Here is a 19,283-nt window from a genome sequence, read left to right as displayed (position 1 = left end):
GTGGAACGCATCTACGTCGGCATGGGCAGCAACCTCGCGGCCCCGGATCAGCAATTGCGCAGCGCTCTTGACGCGCTGGCGCAATTGCCAGGCACCACCGTCGCCGGTGTCTCGACCTTCTATCAAAGTGACTCCCTGCTCCCGGGCCAGCCGCGCTACACCAACGCGGTGGCCGCCCTAGACAGCCGCCTTGCGCCCCTGGAACTGCTGGACGCGCTGCAAGCAATCGAGATTGACCAAGGCCGCGAACGCCTTGAACGCTGGGGCCCACGCACGCTCGACCTGGACATCCTGCTGTTTGGTGATCGCTTGATCGATGAACCGCGCCTCAAGGTCCCGCACTACCAGATGCACCTGCGCGCATTTGTGCTGTACCCGTTGGCCGAACTGGCACCCGCCAGCCTGACGTTACCCGATGGCCAAACCCTCGACGACTTGCTGGCAGCCTGCCCGTTTGTCGGCCTGGAACGCTTGCCCCAAAACTGACTCGATCAATGTGGGAGCTGGCTTGCCTGCGATAGCATCGCTCGGTTTCACTGAAAGACCGAGGCGCCTGCATCGCAGGCAAGCCAGCTCTCACATTTCGTTCACCTACGCCCCTCAAAATCGCTTTCCCACTTGCTGAATCGCGTCAGTAACAGCGGTAACACCGCCATCGTAACAATGCGGTAACACATCCAATTGACTTCCCGTGTCCTCCTCACGACTATAGGCGTCCCGCTGCCGCCAACCCGGCGCTAAAGGGCGCAATCCAGGCCTTATAAGCACTGCTCTCAAGACAGTGCGCCTGTATAAACGAAGACTCACGCGCGTTACTCGCTGTTTCCAAGCGCCTGAACGAGGACCCTTTTCATGCCAGACATTACCCTGACCACCTTGCAGAGCCTCAAGCTCAAAGGTGAAAAAATCGCCATGCTGACCTGCTATGACGCCACCTTCGCCCACGCCAGTTGCCAGGCCGGGGTTGAAGTGCTGCTGGTAGGCGACTCCCTCGGCATGGTTCTTCAAGGGAATGACAGCACCCTGCCCGTCACCACTGATGAACTTGCGTACCACACCGCCAGCGTCAAGCGCGGTAACGATGGTGCCTTCATCATCGCCGACCTGCCATTCATGGGTTACGCGACGCTCGAACAAACCTTCCTGAATGCCGGCAAGCTGATGCAAGCCGGTGCGCACATGATCAAAGTCGAAGGCGCGGTGTGGCTTGCCGAGTCGATCCGCCTGCTGGCCGAACGCGGCGTGCCGGTCTGCGCGCACATGGGGCTGACGCCACAGTCGGTGAACATCCTCGGCGGCTACAAGGTTCAGGGCCGCAATGAGGCCCAGGCGCGCCAGATGCGTGCCGATGCCATTGCCCTGGAGCAGGCCGGCGCGGCAATGATCCTGCTTGAATGCGTGCCGAGCGAACTGGCGGCGGAGATCACCCAGGCCGTGAAAGTGCCGGTGATCGGTATCGGCGCAGGTTCCGCCACCGACGGCCAGGTGCTGGTGCTGCACGACATGCTCGGCCTGTCGATCAGCGGCCGCGTGCCGAAGTTCGTGAAAAACTTCATGGCCGGCCAAGCCAGCATCCACGACGCATTAAGCGCCTACGTCGCCGAAGTCAAAGGCGTGACCTTCCCTGGCGCCGAACACGGATTTTCTGCATGAACACCGTAAAAACCGTACGTGAACTGCGGGCCGCTGTTACCCACGCCCGCAACGCCGGCAAGCGCATTGGCTTTGTGCCGACCATGGGCAACCTGCACAGTGGCCATGCCACGCTGGTGACCAAGGCGGCCCAGCAGGCCGACTTCGTGGTGGCCAGCATCTTCGTCAACCCGCTGCAGTTTGGCGCCGGCGAAGACCTGGACAAATACCCGCGCACCCTCGCCGCCGACCAGGAAAAGCTGCTGCAAGCCGGCTGCAACCTGTTGTTCGCGCCCACCGTTGAGGAAATGTACCCCGGTGGCATGACCGGCCAGACCCGCGTCAGCGTGCCGCAATTGTCTGAAGGCCTGTGTGGCGCCAGCCGTCCGGGGCACTTCGAAGGCGTGGCGACCGTGGTCAGCAAGCTGTTCAACATGGTCCAGCCGGACATGGCGGTGTTTGGCCAGAAGGATTACCAGCAACTGGCCGTGATCCGCGCCATGGTCCATGACCTGAACATGCCGATCCAGATCATCGGCGAGCCCACTGTGCGCGCCGACGATGGCCTCGCGCTGTCGTCGCGCAATGGCTACCTCACCGATGAACAACGGGCCATTGCGCCGGTGCTGTACCGCAGCCTCAGTCACATTGGCGCAGCAATCAAAGCCGGTGACCACGACTTCGCCAAGCTGCGTGCCGAGCAGGTGCTGCAGATCGAAGCCGCCGGTCTGCGCCTGGACTACCTCGAAGTACGCCAAGGCGTGCATTTGCGCCCCGCCACACCCGAGGACCGCGATATCGTGATCCTGGTCGCCGCCTATCTGGGAGCCACCCGCCTCATCGATAACCTGCACCTGACCCTCGACTGACCCCTCCCCGTTGCCCTCTTCGTTGCGTGAATAAAAGTGCCGGTATAAAAAAGTACCGGCCTTAGCGCAGACAAAGCCAAGACATATCGACACGCTAGGTTTAATGTAATCGCCCTGCGCTATGGTTAGCGCTGTCCGGAACCCATTGCTTGATAAAAGACTGGACGTTCCGGGCTTAGAAGTGTCCTAAAGGCAGTCCCCGTAATAAAAGGAAACCCGCAGCGATGGCGTACTACCGCACTCCTCATGACGTTACCGCTCTGCCCGCCTGGCAAGCGCTCAATCAACATCGCCAAGCCATGCAGGATTTCAGCATGCGCGAAGCGTTCAATGCCGATCCTCAGCGTTTCTCCCAGTTCACCTTGAGCAGCTGCGGACTTTTCCTCGATTACTCGAAAAACCTGATCACCAGCGAAACCCGTGACCTGCTCGTGGGCCTCGCCAAAGAAGTCGGCCTCAAAGACGCGATCGACTCGCTGTACGCCGGCGAGCCCGTCAACTCGTCCGAAGGTCGCCCGGCCCTGCACACCGCCCTGCGCCGCCCGGTGGGCGACAAGTTGTCGGTGAACGGCGTGAACATCATGCCGGACGTGCACAAAGTGCTGAACCAGATCACTGACTTGGTCGGGCGCATCCACGACGGCCTGTGGCGTGGCTACACCGAGAAGCCGATCACCGACGTGGTGAACATCGGTATCGGTGGCTCGTTCCTCGGCCCGGAGCTGGTCTCCGAAGCCCTGTTGTCCTACGCCCATAAAGGCGTGCGCTGCCATTACCTGGCGAACATCGACGGCAGCGAGTTCCACGAGCTGACCATGAAGCTGCGCGCCGAGACCACGCTGTTTATCGTCTCGTCGAAATCCTTCAACACCCTCGAAACCCTGAAAAACGCCCAGGCCGCCCGCGCCTGGTACCTGGCCCAGGGTGGCTCGGAAGCAGAGCTGTACCGTCACTTCATCGCTGTATCCAGCAATAACGCGGCAGCCGTGGCCTTCGGTATCCGCGAAGAAAACATCTTCCCGATGTGGGACTGGGTAGGCGGTCGTTACTCGCTGTGGTCGGCCATCGGCTTGCCAATCGCCCTGGCGATCGGCATGTCCAACTTCAAGGAGCTGCTGTCCGGTGCCTACACCATGGACCAGCATTTCCAGAACGCGCCATTCGAAGCCAACATGCCAGTACTGCTCGGCTTGCTGGGTGTGTGGTACGGCAACTTCTGGGGTGCGCAGAGCCATGCGATCCTGCCGTACGACCACTACCTGCGTAACATCACCAAACACTTGCAACAGTTGGACATGGAATCCAACGGCAAGAGCGTGCGCCAGGACGGCACCCCAGTGGCGACCGATACCGGCCCAGTGATCTGGGGTGGCGTAGGTTGCAACGGTCAGCACGCGTATCACCAGTTGCTGCACCAGGGGACCCAACTGATCCCGGCCGACTTCATCGTGCCGATCGTCAGCTTCAACCCGGTGTCCGACCACCATCAGTGGCTGTACGCCAACTGCCTGTCCCAGAGCCAGGCACTGATGCTCGGCAAGACCCGCGCCGAAGCCGAAGCCGAGCTGCGCGACAAAGGCATCCCGGAAGACGAAGTGCAGAAGCTGGCACCGCACAAGGTGATCCCGGGCAACCGTCCGAGCAACACCATCGTGGTCGAGCGCATCAGCCCGCGTCGCTTGGGCGCACTGGTCGCCATGTATGAGCACAAAGTATTCGTTCAGAGCGTGATCTGGGGCATCAACGCCTTCGACCAATGGGGTGTGGAGCTGGGCAAGGAGCTGGGCAAGGGCGTCTACAACCGCCTGACCGGCGCCGAAGAAACCTCGGCCGAAGATGCTTCGACCCAGGGCCTGATCAACTACTTCCGCGGTCGTCACCGCGGCTGATCCAGGTATCGCAGGGCCAACGTCCGTTTGGACGTTGGCCTTGAACCCTCCCCTTGCAGGGTGCATCTTTATCACTTGTTGCCAAAACAAGAATAAGGATCGCTCATGTTCGATATCAGCACGTTCCCCACCGCCGATGCCGTCCGCCGGGCTGCGCAACTCAGTCAGGAGGAGTACCAGCGCCTCTATCGACAATCCATCGATCAGCCGGATACGTTCTGGGCTGAACAGGCCAAAAGCTTTCTCGACTGGACAACCCCGTGGCACACCGTTCAACGCTCAGACATCAAGACCGGCGCTGCGCAATGGTTTGCCGGCGGCCAACTGAATGTCAGCTACAACTGCATAGACCGTCACCTCGCCCTGCGCGCCGATCAGCCGGCCTTCATCTGGGAAGGCGATGATCCGACAAAATCTTCAAAAATCACCTACCGCCAACTGCACCAGAACGTCAGCCGCCTGGCCAATGTGCTGAAAAGCCGTGGCGTAAAGAAAGGCGACCGGGTGTGCATCTACATGCCGATGATCCCTGAAGCCGCCTACGCCATGCTCGCTTGCACGCGGATCGGCGCGGTACATTCCGTGGTGTTTGGCGGCTTCTCGCCGGATGCCTTGCGTGACCGTATTCTCGACGCCGACTGCCGCACCGTAATCACTGCGGACGAAGGCGTGCGCGGTGGTAAACCGGTAGCACTGAAACAGAATGTTGACAAAGCCCTGGCCAGTTGCCCGAATGTGAGCACGGTGCTGGTGGTAGAACGCACCGCAGCGACCGTTAACTGGAGCGAAGGCCGCGATCTCAAGTATCAACAAGCCTTGGATGCGGCCAGCAGTGACTGCCCGCCTGAGCCAATGGACGCCGAAGACCCGCTGTTCATCCTCTACACCTCCGGCAGCACCGGCAAACCCAAAGGTGTGCTGCACACCACCGGCGGCTACCTGCTGCAAGCCGCAATGACCTTCAAATACGTGCTCGACTACCGCGAGGGCGAAGTGTTTTGGTGCACCGCCGATGTGGGCTGGGTCACCGGCCACAGTTACATCGTGTACGGCCCGCTGGCCAACGGCGCGACTTCGCTGATGTTCGAAGGCGTGCCGAGCTACCCGGACAGCTCACGCTTCTGGCAGGTGATCGACAAGCACAAGGTCAATATTTTCTACACCGCCCCTACCGCGTTGCGTGCCTTGATGCGCGAGGGCCATGGTCCGCTGGAGAGCACCTCTCGCGCCAGCTTGCGTCTGCTGGGCAGCGTCGGCGAACCGATCAACCCGGAAGCCTGGGACTGGTACTTCAATGCGGTGGGCGAACAGCGCTGCCCGATTGTGGATACCTGGTGGCAGACCGAGACCGGCGGCATCATGCTCAGCCCACTGGTCAGCGCACAGCGCATCAAGCCCGGCTGCGCTACCCAGCCGATGTTTGGCGTACAGCCCGTGCTGCTCGACGAACAGGGCAAAGAATTCAGCGGGGCCGGCAGCGGCGTACTGGCGATCAAAGCGAGCTGGCCGGGGCAGATCCGCAGCGTGTACGGCGATCCGCAACGCATGATCGACACCTATTTCAAACCTTACCCCGGCTACTACTTCACCGGTGACGGTGCGCGGCGCGATGAAGACGGCGACTACTGGATCACCGGGCGCATCGACGATGTGATCAACGTGTCCGGCCACCGTATCGGCACCGCCGAGGTAGAAAGCGCGCTGGTCCTGCATGACCAGGTGGCCGAGGCCGCCGTAGTAGGCTACCCCCATGACATCAAAGGCCAAGGCATCTATGCGTTTGTCACGCCCATGAATGGGGTGGAACCCGACGATGCGCTGAAAAAGCACCTGCTGGAGCTGGTCGGCAAGGAAATCGGCAGCTTCGCCAAGCCGGAACTGATTCAATGGGCACCGGCCTTGCCGAAAACCCGCTCCGGCAAGATCATGCGCAGGATTTTGCGCAAGATCGCCTGCAACGAACTCGACAGCCTCGGTGATACCTCGACGCTGGCCGACCCGAGCGTGGTGGATGGCCTGATCGACAAACGCTTGAACCGATAGGAACCCCTGAGTCGCCATGGAATTTATCCGCAGCCGTATCGAAAGCCAGTTGATGAGCCTTACAGGCCTGTCGCTGGGCCAACTGGACCTGGAAAACCCCAAGGGCGACCCCGGCCTGTTCGGGCCCGATTCGGTGAGTTGGCAGGTGCATGGCGACTTCAGCAGCATGCTCATCGGCGGCATCAGCGCCTTGATGCTGCAAGCCTTGCACCCACTGGCCCTGGCGGGCGTGTGGGACCATTCGAACTTTCGTCAGGACATGCTCGGGCGGTTGCGGCGCACCTCGCAGTTCATCTCGGGCACGACGTTTGGTTCGCGCAAAGACGCCGAATGGCTGATCGAAAAAGTCCGCACCATTCACCTCCAGGTCGTCGGCCACGCTCCGGACGGGCGACCTTATGCGGCCAGCGACCCAGAGTTGCTGACCTGGGTGCATGTGGCGGAGGTCAGTAACTTCCTCGCCGCTCACCTGCGCTATCGCAACCCGCAGCTTTCAGGTCGAGACCAGGACCGTTACTACAGCGAAATTGCCTTGGTCGCCGAACAGTTAGGTGCGCGGCATGTGCCGCGCTCTCGGCAGGAAATTTCAGATTATCTGGCACGTATCCGCCCACAATTGCTGTGCGACGATCGCAGCCGCGAAGTACTGCGTTTACTGCTTGACGCGCCCTCCCCCAGCCTACTGGCCAAGCCCTTTGGCAGTTTGATGATGCAAGCCGGAATCGACCTGCTGCCGGATTGGGCCAGCGCCATGCTCGACCAACACCAAAGCCCGCTGCAACGCCAGATGATCCGTGCCGGGGTCAAGCGCAGTGCGCCGATGCTGCGCTGGGCGATGCGCAACGGTTCGGTGCAGCGCGCCCATCGACGGATGGGGTTGATGTAGGCGACGGTGCATAGCTGTTAAACTTCGCGCCCTTATTTCCCCAGCAAGGCGCGCTCCATGTCTTCCCTGAATCAGGCGCTGCGCGCCGCCCTCGATCATCGCCAAGACCTGATCAGCGAACTGCACGCCCAAGGCACTGACTGCTACCGACTGTTCCATGGCAGCCAGGAAGGCGCCGGCGGCCTGACCATCGACCGCTACGGCCCGCAATTGCTGGTGCAGAGCTTTCACCAAGCCCTGGAAAGCGAAGAGCTGCTGGCGCTGCATCAACAGGTCAACCAGTACATGGGCCTGGAATTGTTGCTGGTGTACAACGACCGCTCCCGTGGCAATTCGCGCATCGACCGCGAAGACACGGTGTATCGCGCCGAACCCGCTGCGCTGGAAGACCTGGTTGGTCACGAGTGGGGCCTCAATTATCGCGTGCGCGGGCGCCATGCCGGGCAGGACCCGCTGCTGTTCCTGGATTTGCGTAACACCCGTGGCTGGGTCAAGGCAAACAGTGCCGGCAAAAGCGTGCTGAATCTGTTCGCCTACACCTGCGGCGTGGGCCTGAGCGCGGCCGCCGGGGGCGCCCGTGAGGTGTGCAACCTGGACTTCGCCGAGGGCAACTTGGCGGTCGGCCGCGAAAATGGCCTGCTGAACCCGCAACTGCCGACTATGGAATTTGTGCAGTCGGATTACTTCCCGGCGATCCGCCAATTGGCGGGCCTGCCGATCACCCAACGGCGCGGGCAGAAGCTGCCGAGTTATCCACGCCTGGAGCAGCGTCAATACGATCTGGTACTGCTCGACCCGCCAGCCTGGGCCAAAAGCGCGTTTGGCACAGTCGACTTGCTGCGCGATTACCAGAGTCTGCTCAAGCCCGCGCTGCTAGCCACCGCCGACAATGGCGTGCTGATCTGCTGCAACAACCTGGCAAAAGTCAGCATGGATGATTGGCGCGAACAGGTCCTGCGCTGCGCGGAGAAAGCCGGACGCCCCGTACGTGACTGGACAATCATGACGCCAGGCGCGGACTTCCCCTCTCTGGATCAACAGCCACCGCTGAAAACCCTGATACTCCAGCTGTAAGACGTTTCTCAAAGGGCCTTGCTCTTCGGAACCGAAAACCCGTGCCATACTCCAAGGCACTCCTGTTTGACATAGATGGCGTCACCCCATGCCCAAAGGATTGATTCGCGCCGCCGGCGCCTTGTTGACCGCTCTTGCCCTGTACAGCTTGCTGGGCTTTTTGATTCTCCCCGGTATCGCGCTTCGGATTGCCAACCAGCAACTGGCCAATTACGCCACGGTGCCGGCCCGGATCGAGCGGATCGAGCTCAACCCGTTCAGCCTGGAAGTGACGGCATGGGGGCTCCAGATCGGTGAGCCCGGCAAGGAACAGGTGGGTTTCGAACGCCTCTATGCCAATCTTCAGATCGACAGCCTCTGGACCCGCGCCCTGCACCTTGCCGATGTGCAACTGGACAAGCCGAAAACCGAGCTGTTGTTCGACAAATCCGGCCAGTTGAACCTCGCACAGTTGTTCAAGCTGCCCCCCAGCGAGCCAACGCCCGCCGATCCGGATGCCAAGCCCTTCCCGTTGCGCATCGACAGCATCAAGCTGGCGGGCGGCTATGTGCACTTTCAGGACCTGCGCCCCAGCGAACCGATCGAATTCCTCTACGACACGCTCGACTTCGAACTGAAAAACCTCAGCACCTTGCCTGAAGACAATGCCGACATGACATTGGTGGCGGCCGGGCCTGAAGGTGGGCGAATCGACTGGAAAGGTAATTTCAGCCTGGTGCCGATGCTCTCCGAAGGCACGTTGAAGGTCACCGACGGCAAGATGAAAGCCTGGTGGCCCTATGTACGTGATGCGCTGCCACTGGTACTTGAAGACGGCGTGCTCAACTTCAGTACCGAGTACAAGTTCAGCCTGGCCAAAGAGACCGAGCTGAACCTCACCAACACCGCCGCCAGCATCGCGCCATTTGCCATCAAGGCGCCCGACGGTCGCCCACTGGTGCGCCTGGAACGCCTGGACGTCAGCGAGACCACGGTAGACCTGGCGAAACAGCAAGTGGTGGTGGGCAAGATCCGCAGCAACAAACTCGAAACCTGGGCGGCCCTTGAGGCTGACGGGCAACTGGACTGGCAGAAACTGTTCGCCAGCCAACCGAGCAAACCGGCCAAGGCGCCGGAGCCTGCCACCGCACCGGCCACCGCCGACTCGCCAAAAGCCGAGCCCGCCGCGCCGAGCAAGCCTTGGCAAGTACTGCTCAAGGACGTGCAACTGCGCAACTATCAGGTGCACCTGGCCGACCGCCAGGCCAAACCGGCGGTCGCGCTGGAGGTAGGCCCGCTGAACGTCGACCTGCAGAACTTCGATAGCCTTAACCAGAGCCCGTTTACCCTGAAAGTCGACTCAGGCGTGGGCAAGCAAGGCAAAATCCAGGCGACCGGCGAGGTCAACCTCAACCCGGTCAGCGCCAAGCTCAAAGTGAACACCCAGGACATCGACCTTCGGGTTGCCCAGTCCTACATCAGCCCGTTCATCCGCCTGGAACTGCGCAGCGGCATGCTCGGCAGCAACCTCGATGTAAACCTGAAAAGCACTGACCCTCTGAAACTGCAGGTCACTGGCCGCGCCCAGGTCGACCAATTACACACGCTGGACACCCTCAAGACCCGCGACTTCCTCAAATGGCAGCGCCTGGTGCTCGAAGGCGTCAACTACCAGCACGGCGACAGCCTGTCGATCGACAAGGTCAACCTGCTGCAGCCGTATGCGCGCTTCATGATCAACGATGACCGTACCACCAACGTTGATGACCTCTTGATTCCGCAAGCCCCCGACAAAGGGCCCAAGCCCGCCAGCAAGGACAAGCCCTTGGGCATTCGCATCGGCCAGATTGCGATCAACGACGGTTCCGCCAACTTTGCCGACTTCAGCCTCACCCCCAACTTCGCCACGGCGATTCAGCAGCTCAACGGTCAGATCGGCACCATTGACAGCCGCCAGGCCAAACCAGCCAGCGTTGATATCAAGGGCAAGGTCGACCGCTACGCGCCGGTCACGATCAAAGGCAGCGTGAACCCGTTTGATCCGATGGCGGCGCTGGACATTGCCACCAGTTTCAAACGCGTCGAGCTGACCACCCTGACGCCCTATTCCGGCAAGTTCGCCGGGTTCCGTATCCGTAAGGGCCGTCTCAACCTCGACCTGCACTACGTGATCACCAAGGGCCAGTTGAAGGCCGAGAACAAGGTGGTGGTCGAGCAATTGCAACTGGGTGAGAAGGTCGACAGCGCCGATGCCGTGGATTTGCCGATTCGCCTGGCGATCGCGCTACTCAAGGACAGCGACGGCAAGATCTCCATCGAACTGCCGGTAACCGGCGACCTGAATAACCCGCAATTCAGTGTGATGCCCATCGTGTGGCAGACCCTGCGTAACCTGGTGGTGCGCGCAGCGACAGCGCCCTTCAAATTCATCGGCGGGTTGGTGACCGGCGGCGGTTCGGAAGACCTTGGGAATGTGTCGTTCGCCCCAGGTTCCAGCGAGTTGAACAAAGACGCCGAAGGCGCCTTGAATACGCTGGCCAAGGCACTGAAAGAGCGTCCTACCCTGCGTCTGGAAATCGAAGGCACTGCCGCTGCCAGCAGCGACGGGCCTTTCCTCGCTGCGCAGCGCCTGGAACGTGAATACCAATACAACTACTACAAAATGCTCCAGCGCCGGGGTGACAAGGTGCCCGCACAGGCGTCGCTGCTGGTCGTCCCGGAAGGTGAAAAGGCGCCTCTGCTTGAAGGCATTTACCGCACCCGTTTGAAACAGCAACCGCCGGCGGAATGGAAAGACCTGAGCCGCGATGACCGCACAGCGAAGCTCAAGGACGGCGTGATCAAGTTCTGGAGCACCAGTGATGTGTTGCTGCGTCAACTGGGCCAGGACCGTGCCAGCACCATCAAGGACTACTTGGTGGATAAGGGCCAGCTGGAAGACGACCGGGTGTACTTCATTGATGCCAACCTGGGTCAGGCTGAGAAGGACGGACGGGTCGTGACGCCCATGCACCTGGACGCCGAATAGACCCCGCACATCTATAGGAGCTGGCTTGCAGGCGATGCGGGCACCTCGGGTTTTCAGTTGGACCGTGGTGACGCTATCGCCGGCAAGCCAGGTCCTACAGATGACTTGTATTGGCGTGAGATTGCATCCAGCGCGAAATAGAAAAGGCCCCGACACGAATGTCGGGGCCTTTAATGACCACATCCTTGTGGCCGGTCGCATGAACCTGTGTGGTGCGTTGAGTGGATAACTAGCTCACTCTCTGCCGCCTAGTTCAGACGAATTCCTCCAGCGTTACTCTGCTTTCAGGCCGTCGGCCGATACAGCTTTAACGCCTTTGATTTTCTTGGTGATATTCACCGCGGTAGTTTTCTGAGCTTCAGTGACCGCTACGGTCGAAGACAGGGAAACTACACCTTTGTTGGTTTCGACTTTGATGTCGGTACCAGGAATGCCTTTTTCGGTTACCAGATCAGCTTTGACTTTGGTGGTGATCCAAGTATCCGAGGTGGACTCTTTAGCGCTAGCAGCTGCGCCCTTGGTTTTATCGATACCATCAGCTTTGGTTGCGCCGCCAGCCAGTAGGCCATCAGCAGAAACAGCAGTCACACCTTTGATTTTCTTGGTGATGGCTACAGCGGTCGCTTTTTGCGAGTCCGAAATAGCGACGTCGGAGGACAGGGAAACCACACCTTTGTTGGTTTCAACCTTGATGTCCGAACCAGGAATACCTTTCTCGGTCAGCAGGTCAGCTTTCACTTTGGTGGTGATCCAGGTATCCGAGGTGGACTCTTTAGCCTTGGTCACTTCACCGGCCGCCAGGGTCATAGGGGCTTGGGAAGTCTGAGCAAAGGCTACGTTAGCACCCATGGCCAGGGTCAGAGCGGTAGCAGTAGCGAGAGCGAACTTCTTCATACGAGTAACTCCTGTTTTATTAAAAGTCTGCAGTACGTAAACCTTGATGCTGCAGCGTTAACAGGGATATTGCAGGCAGTGTGCCAAGTTTGATGAGCCAATAAAACCCATATAAAACAACAAGTTATAAAAACACGTAATTTTCGGAATCGTGCAAGTTGCATGAATACCATCGTGGCTGCATGCAAGTTGCGGCTTTTGGATTCAGCTAAACGGCTGATTTCCCGCTACTTTCCAGCGCCCATAAAAAAAGGACTCCGAAGAGTCCCTTTTTCAGCTGAAAGCTCGGGGGGATTAAACGCCCGAAGCCTTGGCTGCTGCTACGTCCTTGATGGACAGCTTGATACGGCCGCGGTTGTCCACGTCCAGTACCAGCACTTCCACTTCCTGGCCTTCTTTCAGAATGTCGGTCACTTTCTCAACGCGAGCGTCGCTCAGCATGGAGATGTGAACCAGACCGTCTTTGCCCGGCAGGATGTTGACGAATGCGCCGAAGTCGACGATGCGCTCAACCTTACCGACGTAGATCTTGCCGATCTCGGCCTCAGCGGTAATGCCCAGAACGCGCTGACGTGCAGCTTCAGCCGCTTCCTTGGTTTCGCCGAAGATCTTGATGGAGCCGTCGTCTTCGATATCGATCGAAGCCTTGGTCTCTTCACAGATCGCACGGATGGTCGCGCCGCCTTTACCGATAACATCACGGATTTTGTCGGTGTCGATTTTCATCGCGATCATGGTCGGAGCATTTTCCGACAGCTCGGTACGGGACTGACCAATGATCTGGTTCATCTGGCCGAGGATGTTCAGGCGCGCTTCCAGGGCTTGGCCCAGGGCGATTTCCATGATCTCTTCGGTGATGCCCTTGATCTTGATGTCCATCTGCAGCGCGGTCACACCTTTGGCGGTACCGGCTACCTTGAAGTCCATGTCGCCCAGGTGGTCTTCGTCACCCAGGATGTCGGTCAGGATGGCGAACTTCTCGCCTTCTTTAACCAGGCCCATGGCGATACCGGCAACCGGCGCCTTCATTGGCACACCAGCGTCCATCAGCGCCAGGGAAGCACCGCAAACGGACGCCATGGAGCTGGAACCGTTGGACTCGGTGATTTCCGACACAACACGGATGGTGTACGGGAACACGTCAGCAGCCGGCAGCATGGCCTGGACCGAACGACGGGCCAGACGGCCGTGACCGATTTCGCGACGACCAGCACCGCCCATGCGACCACACTCGCCCACCGAGAACGGAGGGAAGTTGTAGTGCAGCATGAAGGGGTCTTTTTTCTCGCCTTCCAGGGTGTCCAGTAGCTGTGCGTCACGGGCAGTGCCCAGGGTCGCAACAACCAGTGCCTGGGTTTCACCACGGGTGAACAGGGCCGAACCGTGGGTCTTCGGCAGAACGCCGACTTCGATGTTCAGCGGGCGTACGGTGCGGGTGTCGCGACCGTCGATACGTGGCTTGCCGTTAACGATGTTTTCGCGAACGGTGCGGTATTCGATTTCACCGAATGCAGCTTTGACGTCGCTGGCGGAAGGCTGGCCTTCTTCACCGGACAGCTTGGCTACAACCTGGTCCTTCAACTCGCCCAGGCGAGCGTAACGGTCGGCCTTGACGGTGATGGTGTAGGCGTCGGAGATGGCAGCGCCGAACTCGGAGCGGATAGCGCCCAGCAGTTCGGTGGCTTCCGGGGCAGCAGCCCAGGTCCAGGTTGGCTTGGCAGCTTCGGCAGCCAGCTCGGTGACAGCCTTGATGACCGCCTGGAACTCGTCGTGGGCGAACAGTACAGCGCCCAGCATCTGGTCTTCGGTCAGCTCTTTGGCTTCCGATTCAACCATCAATACGGCTTCCGAGGTACCGGCAACGACCATGTCCAGGCTCGATGCTTTCAGTTGCTCGTAAGTCGGGTTCAGCAGGTAGCCGGTGCTTTCGTGGAAGGCAACGCGGGCTGCGCCGATCGGGCCATCGAAAGGAATACCGGAAATGGCCAGGGCAGCCGAGGTACCGATCATCGCAGCGATGTCCGGATCGGTCTTCTTGCTGGTGGAAACGACGGTGCAGACAACCTGCACTTCGTTCATGAAACCTTCTGGGAACAGCGGACGGATCGGACGATCGATCAGTCGGGAAGTCAGGGTTTCTTTCTCGGAAGGACGGCCTTCGCGCTTGAAGAAACCGCCAGGGATCTTACCGGCAGCGTAAGTCTTTTCCTGGTAGTGAACGGACAGAGGGAAGAAGCCTTTGCTCGGGTCAGCGGTCTTGGCGCCAACAACGGTTACCAGTACGGTAACGTCGTCATCAACGGTAACCAGCACTGCGCCGGAGGCTTGACGGGCAATACGGCCTGTCTCGAGGGTAACGGTCGACTGACCGAACTGGAATTTTTTGATAACCGGGTTCACGGTGTCCTACCTTCTTTGTGGCTCTTGGGGAACTTGTCTTCTTGCGAAATTCTTGGGCAATGCCGGGAATCGGCCCGACGCTAGTCCAGGGTAAAACGTATATCCAGATAAAACTTGAGGCTGGGAGCCTGCCATGGGCCAGCGGGAATCCCACTGACACACGGCAGACAACCAACCTCTAGCGCAATCGCTTATTAGCGACGCAGACCCAGGCGACCGATCAGAGTCTGATAACGACCCAGATCCTTGCCTTTCAGGTAGTCCAGCAGCTTACGGCGCTGGTTTACCATGCGGATCAGACCACGACGGGAGTGGTGATCTTTACCGTTGGCCTTGAAGTGACCTTGCAGCTTGTTGATGTTGTGGGTCAGCAGTGCAACTTGCACTTCTGGCGAACCAGTGTCACCAACAGCTTGCTGATAGTCAGCAACGATTTGTGCTTTTTCTTGAACGTCGAGAGCCATGAGGCAATCCTTTTTTCAGGAAACCACCCAAAGGGCAGTTTCAACAGGCCAGGGACAAATCCCTGTATCTAAAAATGAGTGTTGACCGTGCCTGTTAACAGCCACACTCGTTCGGTCATTCTGACCGAATCAGTCGACGCGGCGCTATGCGCCCGTCTTCGCTCACTTCACCGATACCGATAAAGCGACCGTTATGATCCTGTACCCGCACCATGCCGAACTTCGGCGCATCCGGGGCACGCACCGGCTGGCCGTTTAGCCAGTAGAACGCGCTGTGTTCCGAGAAGTGCAGCAATGGCCAATCGAGCAAACCGCTGTCCGATGGCATCAGGAAGCGATCAACCGCTTCATTGCCGCCTTCGGCGTGTACCGCTTCCAACTCTTCCAACGTGACCGTCTGGGCCAGGCTGAAAGGACCGGCCTGGGTGCGTCGCAGTTCTGCAACGTACGCGCCGCAACCGAGCTTCTCACCGATATCTTCCACCAGGGTACGGATATAGGTGCCTTTGCTGCAGTCCACGGCCAACCGGGCGGTGTCGCCTTCACAGGCGAGCAATTCCAAGCGCGCAATAGTAACAGAACGCGGTTCGCGCTCCACTACTTCGCCCGCACGCGCCAGCTTGTAAAGAGGCTGGCCATCACGCTTTAGTGCCGAGTACATTGGCGGTATCTGACTGATTTCCCCACGAAAACCGGGTAAAGCAGCTTCAATATCAGCACGACCAACGGTCACGTCGCGAACCTGCAGAACATCACCTTCGGCATCGGCCGTGGTGGTGGTCTTGCCCAGTTGCATCAGGGTTTCGTAACCCTTGTCGGAATCGAGCAGGTATTGCGAAAACTTGGTGGCCTCGCCAAAGCACAACGGCAGTACACCGGTGGCGAGAGGGTCGAGACTACCGGTGTGCCCGGCCTTTTCGGCGTTGAGCAGCCAGCGGACCTTCTGCAATGCGGCATTGGAGGTAAAGCCAATGGGCTTGTCGAGCAGGATTATGCCGCTGACGTTGCGACGGATACGTTTGACCTGAGCCACCGCTTACTCCTTGGCGTCTTCAGGTGTGGACGGGTGCTGGCTGTCTTCAGCCACGGCGCGCTCGATCAGTGCCGACAGGTGCGCACCCCGCACGACGCTTTCATCGTAGTGGAAGTGCAACTGAGGAACACTGCGCAGCTTCATTTCACGGGCCAATTGCATGCGCAGGAAACCTGCCGCCGAATTGAGCACCTTGATGCTTTGCGCGATTTCTTCGCTGCTGTCCTGCCCCATCACGGTGATGAAGATCTTCGCGTGACCCACGTCACGGCTCACTTCAACGGCGGTGATGGTGACCAGGCCAACGCGTGGGTCTTTGACTTCGCGACGGATCAGTTGGGCCAGCTCGCGCTGCATCTGATCGCCGATACGCTGGGTACGGCTGTATTCTTTTGCCATGTCTTGTTACCTGTTACTGCCACACGGTGAAACCCGTGGGGTCTGAAAGCGGCAAACGCCCGGCCTGACAAAAGCCAGACCGGGCGTTGCGTTTAGAGTCCGTACGCGGTGCGGGGCATCTGCATGCCCACACGCCGCGTGGCTCCGGAAGTGCGCGAGTTAGAGGCTGCGAGCAACCTGAACCTTCTCGAAGACTTCGATCTTGTCGCCAACCTTGACGTCGTTGTAGCTCTTGACGCCGATACCGCATTCCATGCCGGCACGTACTTCAGAAGCGTCATCCTTGAAGCGGCGCAGGGATTCCAGCTCGCCTTCGAAGATAACGATGTCTTCACGCAGTACACGGATTGGACGGTTACGGAACACGGTGCCTTCGACAACCATGCAGCCGGCGATCGCGCCGAATTTCGGCGAGCGGAACACGTCACGTACTTCGGCGATACCCAGGATGTTCTCCCGGACGTCGCTGCCAAGCATGCCGGTGAGGGCTTTCTTGACGTCTTCGATGATGTCGTAGATGACGTTGTAGTAACGCATGTCCAGGCCTTCCTGCTCGACGATCTTGCGAGCGCCAGCATCGGCACGCACGTTGAAGCCGAACAGTACAGCGTTGGAAGCCAATGCCAGGTTGGCGTCGGATTCGGTGATACCACCGACACCGCCACCGACAACGCGCACTTGCACTTCGTCGTTACCCAGGCCATTCAAGGCGCCGTTCAACGCTTCGAGGGAACCACGTACGTCAGATTTGAGGACGATGTTAAGCGTCTTCTTCTCTTCCTGGCCCATGTTCTCGAAGATGTTTTCCAGCTTGCCGGCGTGAGCACGGGCCAGCTTGACTTCACGGAACTTGCCTTGACGGAACAGAGCCACTTCACGGGCTTTCTTCTCGTCGGCAACTACGCTCATCTCGTCGCCAGCGTCCGGGGTACCGTCCAGGCCGAGGATCTCGACCGGGATAGCAGGACCTGCTTCCTTGATTGGCTTGCCGTTCTCGTCGAGCATGGCACGTACACGGCCGTAGTTCGAACCGACCAGTACCATGTCGCCTTGGCGCAGGGTGCCGTCTTGAACCAGAACGGTCGCAACCGGGCCACGGCCCTTGTCGAGACGGGACTCAACCACCACACCACGGCCAGGAGCCGATGGAGTCGCGGTCAGTTCCAGAACCTCGGCTTGCAACAGAACGGCTTCGAGCAGTTCGTCAACGCCGGTACCCATCTTCGCGGAGACTGGTACGAATGGTGTGTCGCCACCCCACTCTTCGGATGTCACGCCGTGAACCGACAGTTCGCTACGGATGCGATCGAGATCAGCGCCCGGCTTGTCGATTTTGTTCACCGCAACCACCAACGGAACGCCAGCTGCCTTGGCATGCTGAACAGCTTCGATGGTTTGTGGCATCACGCCGTCGTCGGCTGCAACCACCAGGATCACGATGTCGGTCGCCTTGGCACCACGGGCACGCATTGCGGTAAACGCGGCGTGACCAGGGGTATCGAGGAACGTCACCATGCCACGGTCGGTTTCAACGTGGTACGCGCCGATGTGCTGGGTGATACCGCCGGCTTCGCCCGCAGCCACCTTGGCACGACGGATGTAGTCGAGCAGGGAAGTTTTACCGTGGTCAACGTGGCCCATTACGGTCACAACCGGTGCACGGGAAACAGCCTCACCTTCAAACTTCAGGGACTCGGCCAAGGAATCTTCCAGGGCGGTGTCGCTGACCAGGGTCACTTTGTGGCCCAATTCTTCAGCCACAAGCTGGGCAGTTTCCTGATCCAGTACCTGGTTGATGGTGGCTGGAGTACCCAGCTTGAACATGAACTTGATGATTTCAGCTGCCTTGACCGACATCTGCTGGGCCAGATCGCCCACAGTGATGGTCTCGCCGATCTTCACTTCACGCACGACAGGGCCGGTTGGGCTCTGGAAACCGTGGGCGTTGCGTTTCTTCAGCTTGGCCTTGCCGCGACCACCACGACGGAAGCCATCGCTTTCTTCGTCGGTAGTACGTGGGGCAACGCGTGGAGCAGGTGCTTTCTCTTTGACCGAAGCACGATGTGGAGCGTTTTTGCGCTCGCCATCGCCACCACCACCGCGACGATTGTTATCGTCAGCACGTGGCTTGTCCGGACGACGAGGTTCGTCGCGTTTACGGGCGTCAGCAGCAGGTGCTGGTGCAGCGGCAACCGGAGCGGCCTCACGCACAGCTTCTACCGGCGCGCTAGGCGCGGCGACCGCTTCAGTGGCAGCGGGTTGCGCAGCAGCAGGCTGGCGACGCGCTTCTTCTTCGGCGCGACGCTTGGCTTCTTCTTCAGCCTTCTGACGAGCAGCATTTTCTACTGCGCGACGTTCTTCCAGTTCGCGTTTGCGCTCGGCTTCGATTTCTTCCGGGCTGCGCTGTACGAAGACTTTCTTCTTGCGTACTTCAACGCTGATGCTCTTGCTACCAGCAACACGCAGGGTGCTGGTGGTTTTGCGCTGCAATGTAATCTTGCGCGGTTCTTCCACTTTCGCCTTGTGGCTGCTCTTCAAGTGAGTCAGCAAAGACTGCTTCTCACTATCGCTCACACCTTCATCGGCGGCGGTGTGCGGCAGACCTGCCTCACGCATCTGCTGCAACAGGCGCTCTACCGGTGTTTTGACCTCATCGGCCAGTTGTTTCACCGTGACTTGCGTCATGCACTTCT

At 59.5% G+C, this 19,283-nt stretch carries 14 protein-coding genes; 8 read left to right on the top strand and 6 right to left on the bottom strand.

Features of this window, described 5'->3' with window-relative positions:
• The 8 genes from folK to CWC48_RS15205 all read left to right on the top strand — a co-directional run bounded on the left by folK (position 1) and on the right by CWC48_RS15205 (position 11,400).
• Positions 1 to 486, top strand: a complete 486-nt coding sequence (folK, locus tag CWC48_RS15240; RefSeq protein ID WP_100492142.1) for a 2-amino-4-hydroxy-6-hydroxymethyldihydropteridine diphosphokinase — start codon at positions 1 to 3, stop codon at positions 484 to 486.
• Positions 487 to 852: 366 nt separating this feature from the next.
• A complete protein-coding gene (gene panB, locus CWC48_RS15235; protein WP_078050209.1) occupies positions 853 to 1,653 on the top strand; it encodes a 3-methyl-2-oxobutanoate hydroxymethyltransferase in 801 nt (266 codons plus the stop codon).
• Positions 1,650 to 2,501: a pantoate--beta-alanine ligase gene (gene panC, locus CWC48_RS15230; protein ID WP_078050210.1), complete on the top strand. Its 852-nt coding sequence runs from the start codon at positions 1,650 to 1,652 to the stop codon at positions 2,499 to 2,501. Before panB ends, panC begins: the two co-directional genes overlap by 4 nt.
• A gap of 224 nt (positions 2,502 to 2,725) precedes the next feature.
• Entirely contained in the window at positions 2,726 to 4,390 is a 1,665-nt protein-coding gene (pgi, locus tag CWC48_RS15225; protein WP_078050211.1) for a glucose-6-phosphate isomerase, read from the top strand.
• A gap of 105 nt (positions 4,391 to 4,495) precedes the next feature.
• Entirely contained in the window at positions 4,496 to 6,433 is a 1,938-nt protein-coding gene (gene acs, locus CWC48_RS15220; protein WP_100492141.1) for an acetate--CoA ligase, read from the top strand.
• A gap of 16 nt (positions 6,434 to 6,449) precedes the next feature.
• Positions 6,450 to 7,319 (top strand): oxygenase MpaB family protein, encoded by an 870-nt coding sequence (locus CWC48_RS15215; protein WP_028617965.1) that lies wholly within the window; start codon positions 6,450 to 6,452, stop codon positions 7,317 to 7,319.
• A gap of 57 nt (positions 7,320 to 7,376) precedes the next feature.
• A complete protein-coding gene (locus CWC48_RS15210) occupies positions 7,377 to 8,393 on the top strand; it encodes a class I SAM-dependent rRNA methyltransferase (protein ID WP_100492140.1) in 1,017 nt (338 codons plus the stop codon).
• An 88-nt stretch (positions 8,394 to 8,481) separates the two neighbouring features.
• Positions 8,482 to 11,400, top strand: a complete 2,919-nt coding sequence (locus tag CWC48_RS15205) for a DUF748 domain-containing protein (RefSeq protein WP_099490979.1) — start codon at positions 8,482 to 8,484, stop codon at positions 11,398 to 11,400.
• Between the two features lie 273 nt (positions 11,401 to 11,673).
• Here CWC48_RS15205 and CWC48_RS15200 read toward each other — a convergent pair whose 3' ends face one another.
• The 6 genes from CWC48_RS15200 to infB all read right to left on the bottom strand — a co-directional run bounded on the left by CWC48_RS15200 (position 11,674) and on the right by infB (position 19,275).
• Entirely contained in the window at positions 11,674 to 12,294 is a 621-nt protein-coding gene (locus tag CWC48_RS15200; protein WP_078050215.1) for a BON domain-containing protein, read from the bottom strand.
• Positions 12,295 to 12,588: 294 nt separating this feature from the next.
• Complete coding sequence (gene pnp / locus CWC48_RS15195; protein WP_017528788.1) at positions 12,589 to 14,694, bottom strand: polyribonucleotide nucleotidyltransferase; 2,106 nt, start codon at positions 14,692 to 14,694, stop codon at positions 12,589 to 12,591.
• A 194-nt stretch (positions 14,695 to 14,888) separates the two neighbouring features.
• Positions 14,889 to 15,158, bottom strand: coding sequence for a 30S ribosomal protein S15 (rpsO, locus tag CWC48_RS15190; RefSeq protein ID WP_003177875.1), 270 nt, complete (start codon positions 15,156 to 15,158; stop codon positions 14,889 to 14,891).
• Positions 15,159 to 15,273: 115 nt separating this feature from the next.
• Complete coding sequence (gene truB, locus CWC48_RS15185) at positions 15,274 to 16,191, bottom strand: tRNA pseudouridine(55) synthase TruB (protein WP_025857114.1); 918 nt, start codon at positions 16,189 to 16,191, stop codon at positions 15,274 to 15,276.
• Positions 16,192 to 16,194: 3 nt separating this feature from the next.
• The gene (gene rbfA, locus CWC48_RS15180; protein WP_016973761.1) at positions 16,195 to 16,590 is read right to left on the bottom strand and encodes a 30S ribosome-binding factor RbfA; all 396 of its coding nucleotides are present in this window, start codon (positions 16,588 to 16,590) and stop codon (positions 16,195 to 16,197) included.
• 159 nt (positions 16,591 to 16,749) lie between these two features.
• Entirely contained in the window at positions 16,750 to 19,275 is a 2,526-nt protein-coding gene (gene infB / locus CWC48_RS15175; protein ID WP_078050216.1) for a translation initiation factor IF-2, read from the bottom strand.
• Positions 19,276 to 19,283 lie beyond the last annotated feature (8 nt).

This window comes from Pseudomonas sp. S10E 269, from assembly GCF_002798465.1.
Taxonomy (GTDB): Bacteria; Pseudomonadota; Gammaproteobacteria; order Pseudomonadales; family Pseudomonadaceae; genus Aquipseudomonas; species Aquipseudomonas pergaminensis.
Note: the sequence above shows the minus strand (reverse complement) of the source record. Positions and strands in the feature narration are given on the sequence as shown.